The organism is Corynebacterium nasicanis (assembly GCF_042658165.1).
Lineage (GTDB): Bacteria > Actinomycetota > Actinomycetes > Mycobacteriales > Mycobacteriaceae > Corynebacterium > Corynebacterium nasicanis.
Window position 1 is genome coordinate 19,875 of the sequence record NZ_JBHSQE010000009.1, and the last position, 13,513, is coordinate 33,387.

The 13,513-nt window shown below is 67.1% G+C and carries 13 protein-coding genes; 7 read left to right on the plus strand and 6 right to left on the minus strand.

Annotated features, from left to right (window positions below; genetic code table 11):
• Positions 1-11: 11 nt before the first annotated feature.
• On the plus strand, positions 12-524 hold the full coding sequence (locus tag ACFPUZ_RS08685; RefSeq protein WP_377001530.1) for a hypothetical protein: 513 nt from the start codon (positions 12-14) through the stop codon (positions 522-524).
• Here the strand turns inward: ACFPUZ_RS08685 and trhO are convergent.
• The 3 genes from trhO to ACFPUZ_RS08700 form a co-directional block, all read right to left on the minus strand.
• Positions 521-1,426, minus strand: a complete 906-nt coding sequence (gene trhO / locus ACFPUZ_RS08690; RefSeq protein ID WP_377001531.1) for an oxygen-dependent tRNA uridine(34) hydroxylase TrhO — start codon at positions 1,424-1,426, stop codon at positions 521-523. The two genes, ACFPUZ_RS08685 and trhO, sit on opposite strands and share 4 nt — an antisense overlap.
• Before the next feature lie 25 nt (positions 1,427-1,451).
• On the minus strand, positions 1,452-2,945 hold the full coding sequence (locus ACFPUZ_RS08695) for a DUF1846 domain-containing protein (RefSeq protein WP_377001532.1): 1,494 nt from the start codon (positions 2,943-2,945) through the stop codon (positions 1,452-1,454).
• A gap of 127 nt (positions 2,946-3,072) precedes the next feature.
• Positions 3,073-4,512, minus strand: a complete 1,440-nt coding sequence (locus tag ACFPUZ_RS08700; RefSeq protein WP_377002244.1) for an ATP-binding protein — start codon at positions 4,510-4,512, stop codon at positions 3,073-3,075.
• A 108-nt stretch (positions 4,513-4,620) separates the two neighbouring features.
• On the opposite strand from ACFPUZ_RS08700, the gene ACFPUZ_RS08705 reads away from it, so the two are divergent.
• Positions 4,621-5,430 carry an Fpg/Nei family DNA glycosylase gene (locus ACFPUZ_RS08705; protein WP_377001533.1) on the plus strand — a complete coding sequence of 270 codons (810 nt, stop codon included), beginning with the start codon at positions 4,621-4,623 and terminating at the stop codon, positions 5,428-5,430.
• 14 nt (positions 5,431-5,444) lie between these two features.
• On the plus strand, positions 5,445-6,974 hold the full coding sequence (locus ACFPUZ_RS08710; protein ID WP_377001534.1) for a bifunctional ADP-dependent NAD(P)H-hydrate dehydratase/NAD(P)H-hydrate epimerase: 1,530 nt from the start codon (positions 5,445-5,447) through the stop codon (positions 6,972-6,974).
• Between the two features lie 30 nt (positions 6,975-7,004).
• On the opposite strand, the gene ACFPUZ_RS08715 is transcribed toward ACFPUZ_RS08710, so the two are convergent.
• From ACFPUZ_RS08715 to ACFPUZ_RS08725, 3 genes are all read right to left on the minus strand, one after another.
• The gene (locus ACFPUZ_RS08715; protein WP_377001535.1) at positions 7,005-8,342 is read right to left on the minus strand and encodes an MFS transporter; all 1,338 of its coding nucleotides are present in this window, start codon (positions 8,340-8,342) and stop codon (positions 7,005-7,007) included.
• A 43-nt stretch (positions 8,343-8,385) separates the two neighbouring features.
• On the minus strand, positions 8,386-9,690 hold the full coding sequence (locus ACFPUZ_RS08720) for an AMP-binding protein (protein WP_377001536.1): 1,305 nt from the start codon (positions 9,688-9,690) through the stop codon (positions 8,386-8,388).
• A 262-nt stretch (positions 9,691-9,952) separates the two neighbouring features.
• A complete protein-coding gene (locus tag ACFPUZ_RS08725) occupies positions 9,953-10,558 on the minus strand; it encodes a TetR/AcrR family transcriptional regulator (protein WP_377001537.1) in 606 nt (201 codons plus the stop codon).
• Between the two features lie 210 nt (positions 10,559-10,768).
• Between ACFPUZ_RS08725 and paaI the strand changes: the two genes are divergently transcribed.
• From paaI to paaC, 4 genes are all read left to right on the plus strand, one after another.
• Complete coding sequence (gene paaI, locus ACFPUZ_RS08730) at positions 10,769-11,200, plus strand: hydroxyphenylacetyl-CoA thioesterase PaaI (protein ID WP_377001538.1); 432 nt, start codon at positions 10,769-10,771, stop codon at positions 11,198-11,200.
• A 160-nt stretch (positions 11,201-11,360) separates the two neighbouring features.
• Positions 11,361-12,335: a 1,2-phenylacetyl-CoA epoxidase subunit PaaA gene (gene paaA / locus ACFPUZ_RS08735; RefSeq protein WP_377001539.1), complete on the plus strand. Its 975-nt coding sequence runs from the start codon at positions 11,361-11,363 to the stop codon at positions 12,333-12,335.
• Between the two features lie 32 nt (positions 12,336-12,367).
• Entirely contained in the window at positions 12,368-12,658 is a 291-nt protein-coding gene (gene paaB, locus ACFPUZ_RS08740) for a 1,2-phenylacetyl-CoA epoxidase subunit PaaB (RefSeq protein WP_377001540.1), read from the plus strand.
• The gene (gene paaC / locus ACFPUZ_RS08745) at positions 12,655-13,491 is read left to right on the plus strand and encodes a 1,2-phenylacetyl-CoA epoxidase subunit PaaC (RefSeq protein WP_377001541.1); all 837 of its coding nucleotides are present in this window, start codon (positions 12,655-12,657) and stop codon (positions 13,489-13,491) included. Before paaB ends, paaC begins: the two co-directional genes overlap by 4 nt.
• Positions 13,492-13,513 lie beyond the last annotated feature (22 nt).

A 13,513-nucleotide genomic window follows, 5' to 3' on the forward strand; every position in this document is an offset into this window, starting at 1 on the left:
TGGTTGAAGGCATGAGTAATCCGGAGAAGCCCGACCGCCCCACGTGGCGCAACTTCCTCGACCACCCGGAGAACGACCTCACGGCGGACGCCGACTTCGCCAACCGCCAGCCCCCCGCTCCGCGCTCCGCCGAGGAACTGGCCTCCTCCACCGACCCCGCCCTGCAGGCCGAACGCAACCGCCGCTCCACCCGGCAGGCGCTGACCTGGCTCTTCGGCACCATGGCGCTCACCGCCGGGGGCGGTTTCCTGCTGGCCCTGGTCACCCGCCTCATCGGCGGACCCCTGTGCGAGGCCGGCGAGGCCGCCTGGCTGTGCACCCGTTCCGCGCAGATCTGGTGGCCCATCGTGACCAGCCTTGTCGCCATGGGCGGGGTCATCGGCTGCGCCGTCATGATGGTGCGCAAGCTCAACAGCTACACCCGCTGGCGCCCGTGGATGGGCGTGTTCTGGGTGCTCATCCCCTTCGCCATGATGTGGATGCTGCAGACCTGGCAGATCCTCATCACCGCGCTGAGCAACTAGGCGCGGCCCGCCACCTCGGCGCAGTCCGGGCGCCCGCAGTGCGCGGTCGCGGGCTGCGCCGCACACGATTCGCACACCAATGCCTGCCGACGACACGTGTCCTCGTTGAGGCAGTTGATGAAGTTGTTGCTGTGCCCACCGCAGTGGATGCAGTGCCCGAGCTCGGTGTAATCCTCCCCGAATTCCACGTGCATCCGCTTGTCGAAGACATACAGCGAGCCCTCCCACAGCCCTGCGTTGCCGTACTTCTCGCCGTAGCGGACGATGCCACCGTCGATCTGGTAGACCTCCTTGAAACCCCGGTTGAGCATGAGGGAGGAGAGGATCTCGCACCGCACGCCACCCGTGCAGTACGTGACCACCGGCTTGTCCTTCATCCAGTCGTACTTGCCGGACTCGAGTTCCCCGATGAAATCGTGCGTGGTGGTGACATCCGGGACCACCGCATCCCGGAACCGGCCGATCTGTGCCTCCAGCGCGTTGCGACCGTCGAAGAACACGACATCCTCGCCGCGTTCCGCCACCAGGGAGTTGACCTCCTCCGGCTGCAGATGCACGCCGCCCCCGACGATGCCGTCCTCATCGACCTTGATCTCCCCGGCCGCGTTGAATGCGACGATCTCATCGCGCACCTTGACGCTCAGCTTCGGGAAATCCTCCGCGCCCCCCTCGGACCACTTGAACTCCATGTCCTTGAATCCCGGGTAGTCGCGCGTCTTACGGATGTAGCGCTTGCACGCGTCGATGTCACCCCCGACGGTGCCGTTGATGCCGTGCTCCGAGATGAGGATGCGGCCGCGCAACCCCAGCGACTCGCACAGGTCACGCTGCCACAGCATCACCGCCCGCGGATCGGCGATCGGGGTGAAGCGGTAGTACAGGAGGATTTTGCTGATGGCCACGGGGATGAGTCTACTGGGCGGGTCCCTAGCGCTTCCGGTAGAGCGACTTCCGCCAGTACTCCGGCTCCGAGGTCACCAGGACGCCCAGGTTGCGGAAGATGCCCTCGTCCACCGAGCCGAGGATGGTGGTGGTGTGGGCCTCGCAGCCGTGGAGGTTCTTCAGCTCGGCCAGCGCCCGGCGCGCCTCGTCGCTGCCCGCGGCGGAGACCGAGAGCGCGATGAGCACTTCGTCGGTGTGCAGGCGCGGGTTGCGGGAGCCGAGGTGCTGCGTCTTGAGCGTCTGGATCGGCTCGATGGACTCCGGGGAGAGCAGGTGCTGCTCCCGGTCGATGCCGGCCAGGTGCTTGAGGGCGTTGAGCAGCATGCCCGAGGAGCAGCCGAGGAGTTCGGTGGTCTTGCCGGTGATGATGGAGCCGTCCGCCAGCTCGATGGCGGCCCCGGGTTCGCCGGTCTGCTCCGCCACGGCCAGGGCGGGGGCGACGACGCGCCGGTCCTCCACCGTGGTCCGCGCCTTGGACATGACCATGCCGATCCGGGAGGAGACGATGTCGTCGAGGTCCTCGCGGCGCTCGTCGACCAGCGCCTTGTAGTAACGACGCACGATCTCCTGCCGGGAGGCCTCACGGCACACGTCATCGTCGGAGATGCAGTGGCCGACCATGTTGACGCCCATGTCCGTGGGCGACTGGTAGGGGCTCTCCCCCGCCAGGGTCTCCAGCAGGGTGCGCAGCAGCGGGAAGACCTCGACGTCGCGGTTGTAGCTGGTCACCTGCCTGCCGTAGGCGGCGAGGTGGAAGGGGTCGATGACGTTGATGTCGTCGAGGTCGGCGGTGGCGGCCTCGTAGGCCAGGTTGACCGGGTGCTCGAGGGGGAGGTTCCAGATGGGGAAGGTCTCGAACTTGGCGTAACCGGCCCGCACCCCCCGCTGATACTCGTGGTAGACCTGCGAAAGGCAGGTGGCCAGCTTGCCGGACCCCGGGCCCGGCGCGGTGACGACGATGAGGTCGCGGGTGGTCTCCACGTAGTCGTTGACGCCGAAGCCCTCCGGGGAGACGATGCGGCGGGTGTCCGTCGGATAGCCCGGAATGACGCGGTGACGGTGCACCTTGAGCCCCAGCCGCTGAAGGCGGTCCATGAAGGCGTGGGCGATGGGGTTGTCGTCGGTGAGCTGGGTCATCACGACGTTCTCCACGAGGAAGCCGCGCTCCCGGAAGATGTCGATGAGACGCAGCGTGTCCTCCTCGTAGGGAATCCCCAGGTCGGCGCGCACCTTCTGCCGCTCGAGGTCCTTGGCGTTGAGGCAGACGATGATCTCCAGGTCGTCCTTGATCCGCTCGAGCATGGCGATCTTGTTGTCCGGGGTGAAGCCCGGCAGGACGCGGGAGGCGTGCATGTCGTCGAAAAGCTTGCCGCCCATCTCCAGATAGAGCTTTCCGCCGATCTCGGAGCGTCGGGCATTGATGTGCTCCGACTGCATCTCGATGTATCGTTCGCGATCGAATCCGATCTTGTGCGGCATGCGCGCGTCCCCTGTGTGGCTCGTGGATCTGACTGCACCGACTCTACCGCCAATCAACTTCCCCGAACCTCCCACCCAACTTCCCACTTAACATCCCACAGTGGGATGTTAAGTGGGAAGTTGGGTGTTAGGTTCGCCGATATCGCTGCTTAGGGCTCCGCGGGGGCTCCGTGGGTTCAACCTGGCCAATGTCGATGAGCTCGTTGACAGCCTTCTGGACGGCTGTCCGACTCAGCTTTGTGAGCTCGACAATCTCGCTCGTGCTGGCACTTTCTCGACTCCAGAGGATGTCCTTCACCTGCTCCAGAGCTGTTCCATAGCGCTCTGCCGGTGCCACCTTCCTCCTGCGAAAGACGATGGTGAAATGGGTGAGCGAGTTCTGTACCTCGGCTTCAGGCATGAGAGCATTCGCGAGAGACGACTGAATGACCGCGATGCCGGTGCCCCGGTTCTCCGCCACCGTACCTCCGCTAGGAAATGCAGCTGTCTCTAGAAAGGTGGCCAAGCGCTGGTTTCGAGTGGAGCTCACCCCGGCTTCGCCCAGGGACTGAACGGTCACAGCTCCGAACAGTCCACCCGGATTCGTGATCTCCAAGCGATCGACAAACATGTTGACCTGCACCTGCGTGCCGCGGGCGCTCGGCGAATAGTCACGGTGCATGAGAGCGTTAACGACAGCTTCGCGCACAGCCACCAACGGATAGTCTGGCAGCTCAGTACGGAAGGTGTCACCGATAAGCCCTCCGGTCCGCATGTTCTTATTAACCATCTCGACGACTGAATCCACCAGCTCCGGGATCGGCCCACCGAGAGTCGCGCTGTCCAGCAGCCTGATTCCGGTTGTTACATCACCTTTCGCGGTTCCTGGGAAAAGCGCGAAAGTCACGGTCAAACGCGGGAAAAACTCTTGTGGATACTCTCCCATAGCCAAAAGGGCAGCTAGCGTGACGTGGTCTTCCTTGGTCACACGCAGATGTTTGAGAGCTTGAGCTTCACCATGCGCAAAGGATTTCGGACGTAGCGCGCGCTGACCCTTCAGGTACGGCTGCAGAATCTCCGGATCGAGATCGCTTACCGTAGCCTCTTCGACCGGCTCCTCATCCCAGCGTGGCTGTGCGTGCTCCTCCACAAGACGGTCCACCTCGTAGTGCTCCAGCCGCAGGTCACCGTCTCCGGTACGCCGATAGCTTCCCCGGTACCGGCCCTGTTCAGTGATGAAACAAGGCTTGTCATAGGCAGGCATCTCGGACACCGTGACAACCAAGACCGGAGCTCCGTCAACGTGGTCGATTTCGACTTCTGGACGAACAACGGGGCTGAGTTCCCGACACCGGGAAATCACCGCATCCTGCGCTTTACCGACATCAAAACCGTCCACAGGGATGAACCCGTCGGCCTCGGACAACCCGATGATGATGACTCCGCCCCCGGAGTTGGAGAAAGCGCTGAGAGTCTCCCGAATACCCTTCCCCACCCCGCTCTTAACCTCGACCCGCTGCTTGTCCGTGCCGATCAACCGCAACTGTCCGACGGTCGCCTCCAACTTCCCACTCAACATAACACTCAACATAACACTGTGGGAAGTTAAGTGGGAAGTTGAGTGTTAAGTTGCCCCCCGCAGTGCGCAGCTGCGCACTCTTTATGCCCTGCCACCTGCACTGACTACACTGTGGGCATGCCTGAAGGACACGTCATCCATCGACTCGCCCGCGAGCTCAACGCCGGTTTCCGGGCCGGTCCGTTGGAGGTCAGTTCGCCGCAGGGCCGGTTCGCCGCCGAGGCGGCGCTTCTCGACGGCAGCCGGATCACCCACGCGGAGGCCATCGGAAAGCACCTGTTCGTGGACTTCGATGCCCCGCACCCGGAGCACATCATCTACATCCACCTCGGGCTCATCGGGCAGTTGAAGTTCGAGCCGGCGACGGAGCAGGCCGGACAGATCCGGCTGCGCATCAGCGACGGGGAGCACGCCGCGCATCTGCGCGGGCCGCAGTGGTGCCGGCTCATCACGGAGGAGGAGTACGCGGGGATCCGCGGACAGTCCGGGGAGGACCCCATCCGCGCGGATGCGGACCCCGCGGCCCTGTGGCCCCGCGTCCACCGCTCGCGGCGCAGCATCGGTTCCCAGCTCATGGACCAGAAACTCTTCGCCGGGGTGGGCAACATCTACCGGGCGGAAACCCTCTTCCGACTCGGCATCTCGCCGTTCCTGCCGGGCACGGCCCTGCAGCGCAATGAGTTCGACAGCATCTGGGCGGACCTGGTCGGCCTCATGGCGGAGGGGGTGGAGTCCGGGCGCATCGACACCGTCCGCCCGGAGCACACCCCGGAGGCGATGGCGCGGGACCCCCGCAAGGACGACCACGGCGGGGAGGTCTACGTCTACCGACGCGCAGGTCTGCCCTGCTACGTGTGCGGCGCACCCATCAGTCACCGGGTGATGGAGGGTCGCAACCTCTTCTGGTGCCCCGTCTGCCAGGGGTGACTAGCCTCGGGGCCATGATGTCGCGCAGCTTCGCCCATCCCGTCGCCACGATCCGCGCATGCGAGCAGGTGCTCCTGGACTCCCAGCCCGCTCCCGACCACCTCATGCGCCAGGCCGCCCACGCGGTGGCCCTTGCCGCCACCACGCTACTGCCAGAGGATCGCGAGGAATCGGTGTGCCTGCTGGTCGGCGCCGGGGGCAACGGTGGGGATGCCCTTTACGCCGGGGCGGAGCTGGCCGCCCGGCACGATGTCCATGCGGTGTTGCTGGGCCGCGACGGGAAGGTGCACGAGCGGGCCCTGGCGGCGTTCCAGCAGGCGGGCGGGCTGGTGCTCGACGAGCTGCCCGCGAGCCCCCTGGCGACGCTCATCATCGACGGCATCCTGGGCATCGGCGGTGCCGGGGGTCTGTCCCCGGAGCTGGGCGCCTGGCTGCAGGTGGCCGCGGAGCGGGAGATCCCGGTCCTCGCCGTCGATGTCCCCTCGGGTGTGGATGCGGACACCGGCGCCCTGCCCGCGCACCACGTCACCGCCGATGTCACCGTCACCTTCGGCGGGCTGCGCCTGGCCCATGCACTGAGCAACGCCTGCGGGGAGGTGCTGCTGGCGGACATCGCCAACGGCCAGGATTCCCTCTCCCTTGCGCTGCTGGCCGAGGTGCTCGGGGGCCGTTCACCCCGGGTCGAGACCTTCCGGGCGCTCGCCCCCTCCCGCGAGTGGCCGTTTCCCCTGCACACGCCGCACACCATCAGCTGGCGCGGGTCGCTGGAGCCCGGCGCGGACGACGACAAGTACACCGGCGGGGTCGTCGGCCTGTGCGCGGGTTCGGACACCTATCCCGGCGCGGGCCTGCTCACCACCCTCGGCGCCGTCCGCGCCACCAGCGCGATGGTGCGCTACGTCGGACCGCTCGGCGGCGATGTGGTCCGCGCGGTCCCGGAGGTGGTCATCTCGCCGACGCTCGCCGACACCGGCCGCGTCCAGGCCTGGGTCGTCGGCCCGGGGCGTGGTTTCGACGAGGCCGAGCTCGCGGCCCTGCTCGCCCGTCCGGAACCCCTGCTTATCGACGCCGACGCCCTCACCCTCCTCGCCCGCTCCGCGGACCTGCGCGCCGCCCTGCGTGACCGCGTCGGACAGACGCTGCTCACCCCGCACGCCGGGGAGTTCCGCCGCCTGGCGGAGGCGGTCGGCGGGCTGCCGGAGCTGACCACCGATCCCCTCGCCGCGGTGCGCGCGCTCGCCGCGGACCTGGGGTGCGCGGTGCTGCTCAAGGGCCGCCGCACCATCATCTGCGAGGGCGCGCGGGTCTCAGTCGTCGACGCGGGCTCCTCCTGGGCGGCCACCCCCGGTTCCGGGGATGTGCTCGCCGGGCTCCTCGGGGCGTGGATGGCCCGCTCCGGGATGGCGGGGGTGCTGCCGGCCGTCGGCATCCACGGCGTCGCCGCGTGGTTGTCCGCGCAGACCCCCGACGGGCCCGCCCCCACCTCGGCCTCCCGGATCGCGGAGGCGATTCCGCAGGCCACGGCGCGACTGAGCCCCGGGTGACGGGTCACCCGGGGCGTCGATAAGCACGAATTAGTGCAGGGAGCGGCCCTGGATACCGCGCGGGACCATGAACACCGCGATGAGGGAGACCAGGGAGACCGCGGCGATGTAGATGCCGATGGAAAGGGAGGTACCGGTGGCGTCGAGAAGCATCGTGGCGATCATCGGGGCGAAGGCGCCGCCGATGATGGAGCCGATGGCGTAGCCGATGGAGACGCCGGAGAGGCGGACCTCGGCCGGGAACATCTCGGCGTAGAGCGCGGACTGCGGACCGTAGGTGGCGCCCAGCAGGATGCCCAGGACCACCATGGCCAGGATGAACAGCGCGACGTTACCGGTGTCGACGAGCAGCCACGTCGGGATGGCCCACAGGATCGAGCCGATGTAGCCGAGGGCGAAGACCTGCTTGCGGCCCAGGGTGTCGGACAGGGCGCCGAAGACCAGGGTGGCGATGATCCACGAGATCGCGGTGGCGGCGGTGACGGCGAGGGTGGTGGTGCGGTCGTAGCCGATGACCTTGGTGCCGTAGGAGACGATGTAGGCGATGGCCAGGTAACCGGCGGCGTTGACGCCCGCGAAGATGAAGGCGGCCAGGGCGACCTTGCCGGAGTGCTCCTTGAACAGCAGGGACAGCGGCGCGGAGGACTTCTTCTTCAGCTCCTCCAGCTCGGCGAAGACGGGGGACTCCTCAACCAGGCGGCGGATGAGGAAGCCGATGACGATGAGCACGAGGGAGGAGATGAACGGGATACGCCAGCCCCAGGACTCGAACTGCTCGGTGCTCAGGGTCGCGGAGAGGACCAGCATGAACAGGGTGGCCAGCAGCATGCCGGCGGGGACGCCGACCTGCGGGAAGGAACCGAAGTAGCCGCGGCGGTGGACGGGGGCGTGCTCGACGGCCAGGAGGGCGGCGCCGCCCCACTCGCCACCGGCGGACAGGCCCTGCAGGATGCGCAGGAAGACGAGGATGACCGGGGCGGCGATGCCGATCTGCGCGTACGTCGGCAGCAGACCCATGGCCACCGTCGCGCCACCCATGCCGAGCAGGGTGATCACCAGGACGGGCTTGCGGCCCAGGCGGTCGCCGAGGTGGCCGGCGATGATGGCGCCGAGCGGGCGGAAGAGGAAGGAGATGCCCAGGGAGGCCCAGGAGATGATCTGGGCCATCGTCACGGAGTCGTTGGAGGCGGGGTTGAAGTACTGGGCGGCGAAGATGAGCGCCGCGGCCTGCGCGTAGATGAAGAAGTCGAACCATTCGATGGTGGTGCCGACCATGGCGCCGGAGAGGACGCGGCGGTGCTCGGCGGTGATCGGCTGGGGATCTTCCATGGTGCCGGTCGCGCCGGTGGCGAGGGTGTCGTTGGTCATCGCGGGGGCTTTCTGTGGGGTGGGAGAGGAGGGTGTCGCCGCGTCAGCGGTTATCGACGATGCGCTTGGCCTTGCCGTCGCCGCTGTCGACCTGGTCACGGACGTCGACATCGACGGAGACGCCCATGCGGTCCTTGATGAGCTTGCGCAGGCTGAGCTGGGAGAAGGCGATCTCGTCGGGGGTGCGCCCGGGAGCGTGCTCGACGACGAGGGTGAGGTGGTCCATGCGGCCCCGCTTGGACAGGACGCACTGGTAGCGCGGGCGGAGGTTCTTGTCCTGGACGATGAGCTCCTCGAACTGGGTCGGGAAGCAGTTGACGCCGCGGAGGATGATCATGTCGTCGTTGCGGGCGCTGATGCGGTCGAGGCGACGCATGGAACGGGCGGTACCCGGCAGGAGGCGGGTGAGGTCGTGGGTGCGGTAGCGGATGACCGGGAAGGCCTCCTTGGTGATGGGGGTGATCACCAGCTCGCCGAGCTCGCCGTCCGGCACCGGCTCCAGGGTGTCCGGGTCGAGAATCTCGGGGTAGAAGTGGTCCTCCCAGAGGGTGAGGCCGTCCTTGGTCTCGATGCACTCCTGCGCGACGCCCGGGCCCATGACCTCGGAGAGGCCGTAGATGTCGGTGGCGTCGATGCCGAAGCCGGCCTCCAGATCGAGGCGCATGCCCTCGGTCCACGGCTCGGAGCCGAAGATGCCGACGCGGATGGAGGAGTCGCGCGGGTCCATGCCGTTGGCGCGCATGCGGTCGAGCACGTTGAGCATGTAGGACGGGGTGCCCACAATGGCGTCCGGCTCGAAGTCGCGCATGATCTCCAGCTGGCGGTCGGTCTGGCCGCCGGAGGTCGGGATGGCGGTGGCACCGAGCTTCTCGACGCCGTAGTGCAGGCCGAGACCACCGGTGAACAGGCCGTACCCGAAGGTCACCTGGACGCGGTCGCCGGGACGGACGCCGCCGGCGCGCAGGGACCGGGCCACGAGGGTGGACCAGTTCTCGATGTCGTTGCGGGTGTAGCCGACGACGGTGGGCTGGCCGGTGGTGCCGGAGGAGGCGTGGATGCGGGCGACCTGGTGCTTCTGCACGGCGAACATGCCGAAGGGGTAGTTCTCGCGGAGGATGGCCTTGTCCGTGAAGGGGAACAGGGCGATGTCCTTGAGCTCCTTGAAGTCGTCCGGGTGGACGCCCTTCTCGTCGAAGGCCCGGCGGTAGTGCGGGACGTTGAAGTACGAGTGGCGGAGGGTGTTCTTCATGCGCTCGGTCTGCAGCGCGGTGATCTCATCGCGGGATGCGTACTCGATGCTGGTCTGGGGACCGTTGATCGTGGAGGTGATGTCCGTCGTGGAGGCCACGGAGTAGTCCTTTCCTACGGTGGTGGGCGGCGTGGGGGCCGGGGCGACCGTGGGTTAGCAGAGATGTGAATGCCAATTACTAACCGACCAATCGGTCAGCAAGTATGTGGCAGAGGTTACAACCCGGCGACTGTTACTTGCAACACATTGGCCGATAATTCTTGATCCGGACCACAAATGAAATATCGAGACTACCCCCGCCGCGGAAGAATTCCGCAGCTCACACGCCCGAACCCCCACGCACCCCCTTACCCCACCCCGGTTATGGCCGTGCCTTGACGATGCCGGTGAACACCATCTCCGGCGTGATCGCGGCCAGATCCTCCGGCGCATACTGCCCTTCGGGCCTGTACCACTCGACGATGGAGTTGATCATGCCGAAGATGAGGCGGGCGACGACCCCGGACTCGAGATCCGTGCGCAGGGACCCCTCCGCCTGCGCCCGCTCGACCACGTCGACCAGCGCCCGGGTGATGTTCCGCCGCCGCGCCATGATGGCCCGTTCAGCGTCGGTGTTGCCGCGCAGGCGCAGGAGCAGGCGGACGTAGGCGGGGTACTCGCACAGCACGCGGGTGGTGCCCCCGACAAGCAGGCGCAGCTGCTCGACCGGATCGCCCGTGGCCGCGAGCGCGCCCTCGACGACGGCGTTGAGCTCCTCGAGCGCCTTGCCGGTCGCCTCGACGAGGATCTCCTCCTTGGAGGCAATGTGGTGGTAGATCGCGGACTTGCTCAGTCCGAGCCGCTCCGCGAGCGCCCCCATCGACGTGGCCTCGTAGCCGCGGGCATTGAATTCCTCGACGGCAATGCGGATGACGTCCTCCCGGGCGTACCCGGGGCGCCCCCGGCCGGTGGTGGTGCTCGACGGCATGTTCCTGTCTCCTTCACATACGTGCTGCTCAGAAGTGTACGTGACACCTTCCGGAGGAATTGTTCTGAGGTAAAGCCCCCAAAGTGACCTCGCTCACGTACACTCGCTGCTCAATACCGACCGATCGGGCGGTATTTCGGCCGCAGGGAGCGCCGCGCAGGCCCCTGAACAGCGCCAACCCCCATTCTGCCCCGAGCACAGGAGTTCCGCATGACCCAGATTCTCGCCCCCGGCGTCGCCGAGGGAGCCACCTACGACCACGTCCGCACGATGTTCGAGCAGGACCGTGCCTCCGCCGGCCTCGGGATGGTGATCACCCACATCGCCAACGGCGAGGCGCAGGGCCACTTCACCATCCGCCCCGACATGTGCAACGGCCACGGCACGTGCCAGGGCGGCTACCTGTTCACCTTCGCCGACTCACTCTTCGCCGGCGCCTGCAACTCCACCGGCAACATCGCGGTGGCTGCGCAGGTGGGCATCCACTACATCGCCCCGGCCCGCGAGGGGGACGTCGTGGAGGGCCACGCCGTCGAGCGCCGCACGTGGGGCCGCAACGGCATCACCGACGTCACCCTCACCGTCAACGGGCAGGTCATCGCGGAGTTCCGCGGGACCTCGCGCGTGGTCAGGGGCGTCTGAGCCACACCCCCCACTGCTCACCCCCGGCAGGAAAGTGATCTGCGCCATTGACATGGATCACACTTGCTCCATATACTGACCGAACGATCGGTTAATAAATGCCGACGAGACCGTTGTCGACTTCACCCGAACGCCCGAAAGCCCGAACGAAGGAACACCGATGACCACCGCCACCGACCACCTCTCCCCCGCCGATGCGGCCGGGCAGGAGACCTTCGACCGCCTCATCGCGGAAGACTCCCGCATCGAGCCCACCGACTGGATGCCCGCCGCATACCGCAAGACCCTGACCCGCCAGATCTCCCAGCACGCACACTCCGAGATCATCGGCATGCAGCCGGAGGCGAACTGGATCACCCGCGCCCCCTCCCTCAAGCGCAAGGCCATCCTCATCGCGAAGGTCCAGGACGAGGCCGGCCACGGTCTCTACCTCTACTCCGCCGCCGAGACCCTGCAGACCGGCCGCGACGAGCTCGTCGACCAGCTGCTCGAGGGCCGCGCCAAGTACTCCTCCATCTTCAACTACCCGGCCCGCACCTGGGCCGACATCGGGGCCATCGGCTGGCTGGTCGACGGCGCCGCCATCGCCAACCAGGTCCCGCTGTGCCGTGCCTCCTACGCTCCCTACGGCCGCGCCATGGTGCGTATCTGCAAGGAAGAGTCCTTCCACCAGCGCCAGGGCTGGGAGATCCTCTACGAACTCTCCCACGGCACCCCGGAGCAGAAGCAGATGGCGCAGGAGGCCATCAACCGCTTCTACGGCCCGGCCCTGCAGATGTTCGGCCCGCCGGACAACGACTCCCCCAACTCCCAGCAGTCCATGGACTGGAAGATCAAGCGCTTCTCCAACGACGAGCTGCGCCAGCGCTTCGTCGACATGATCGTCCCGCAGGCTGAGGCCCTCGGCCTCCACTTCGAGGACCCGGACCTCCGGTGGAACGAGGAGCGCGGCCACTACGACTTCGGCGAGCTCGACTGGAGCGAGTTCTACTCCGCCATCAAGGGCGCCGGCCCCTGCAATGTCCAGCGCATGCAGCGCCGCCGCCAGGCCTTCGAGGACGGCGCCTGGGTCCGCGAGGCGGCCGCCGCCTACGCGGAGAAGTACCAGTCCGCCGACTCCCAGCTCATCGCCTGACCCACCCACCCTTATATAAGGAGCATCCACACATGTCTGATCAGCAGCACTGGCCGATGTGGGAGGTCTTCGTCCGATCCTCCCGCGGACTCTCCCACGTCCACGCCGGTTCCCTCCACGCGCCGGACGCCACCATGGCCCTGCGCAACGCCCGCGACCTCTACACCCGCCGCAACGAGGGCACCTCGGTGTGGGTCATCCCGACCGAGGCCGTGACCTCCTCCGACCCGGATTCCAAGGGCGGCTACTTCGAGTCCGCCTCCGGCAAGAACTACCGCCACGCCACCTACTACGACAAGTCCGAAGGGGTGCCGCACCTGTGAGCAACTTCGCCACCGTCGATTCCGCCACCCGCCAGACCCAGGGTGACTCCCTCACCGCCGAGGACATCCAGGGCTCCGGATCCCGGGCCAGCGAGGATGTCGCCACCTACGCCACCCAGCTCGGCGACGACGCCCTCATGCTGGGCCAGCGCCTGAGCTGGTGGATCTCCCGCGCCCCGGAGATGGAGGAGGACATCGCCCTCGCCAACATCGCGCTCGACCTCATCGGCCACACCCGCTTCCTCTACTCCTACGCCGGCACGGCCTGGGACAAGACCGAGGACGACCTCGCCTACTTCCGCGCGGAGGAGGAGTACCGCTCCGCCCGCCTCATGGAGCAGGAGAACGGCGACTTCGGCCAGACCATCGCCCGCCAGCTCATCGCCTCCTACTACATGTACGGCGTGTACACGGCACTCATGCAGTCGCAGGACGAGACCCTCGCCGCCATCGCCGCCAAGGCGGTGAAGGAGGTCGAGTACCACGTCGACCACGCCAACCAGTGGGTCCTGCGCCTGGGCCTGGGCACCGAGGTGTCCAAGCACCGCATCGAGGAGGGCCTGTTCTACATGTGGCCCTACGTCGACGAGCTCTTCGAGGACCTGGAGATCCACACCCGCCTCGCCGAGCAGGGCATCGCGGTGCTCCCCTCCTCCCTGCGCGCCGAGTTCGACGAGCGCATCAAGCACGTCCTCGACACCGCCCAGCTGGAGGTGCCCACCACCCCGCAGGCCATGTCCGGCCAGCGCACGGGCCGTTTCTCCGAGCAGCGCGGCTACATCCTCGCCGAGCTGCAGGTCTTCGCCCGCCAGCACCCCGGCGCCACCTGGTAACTCCCCCGTTCATCCGAAGGAA

Excerpts from the sequence above, each read along its gene's own strand:
- paaA (WP_377001539.1), top strand. The coding sequence starts at position 11,361 with ATGACCACCGCCACCGACCACCTCTCCCCCGCCGATGCGGCCGGGCAG.
- ACFPUZ_RS08715 (WP_377001535.1), bottom strand. The coding sequence starts at position 8,342 with ATGACCAACGACACCCTCGCCACCGGCGCGACCGGCACCATGGAAGAT.
- paaI (WP_377001538.1), top strand. The coding sequence starts at position 10,769 with ATGACCCAGATTCTCGCCCCCGGCGTCGCCGAGGGAGCCACCTACGAC.
- ACFPUZ_RS08710 (WP_377001534.1), top strand. The coding sequence starts at position 5,445 with ATGATGTCGCGCAGCTTCGCCCATCCCGTCGCCACGATCCGCGCATGC.
- paaB (WP_377001540.1), top strand. The coding sequence starts at position 12,368 with ATGTCTGATCAGCAGCACTGGCCGATGTGGGAGGTCTTCGTCCGATCC.
- ACFPUZ_RS08705 (WP_377001533.1), top strand. The coding sequence starts at position 4,621 with ATGCCTGAAGGACACGTCATCCATCGACTCGCCCGCGAGCTCAACGCC.
- ACFPUZ_RS08695 (WP_377001532.1), bottom strand. The coding sequence starts at position 2,945 with ATGCCGCACAAGATCGGATTCGATCGCGAACGATACATCGAGATGCAG.
- ACFPUZ_RS08685 (WP_377001530.1), top strand. The coding sequence starts at position 12 with ATGAGTAATCCGGAGAAGCCCGACCGCCCCACGTGGCGCAACTTCCTC.
- ACFPUZ_RS08725 (WP_377001537.1), bottom strand. The coding sequence starts at position 10,558 with ATGCCGTCGAGCACCACCACCGGCCGGGGGCGCCCCGGGTACGCCCGG.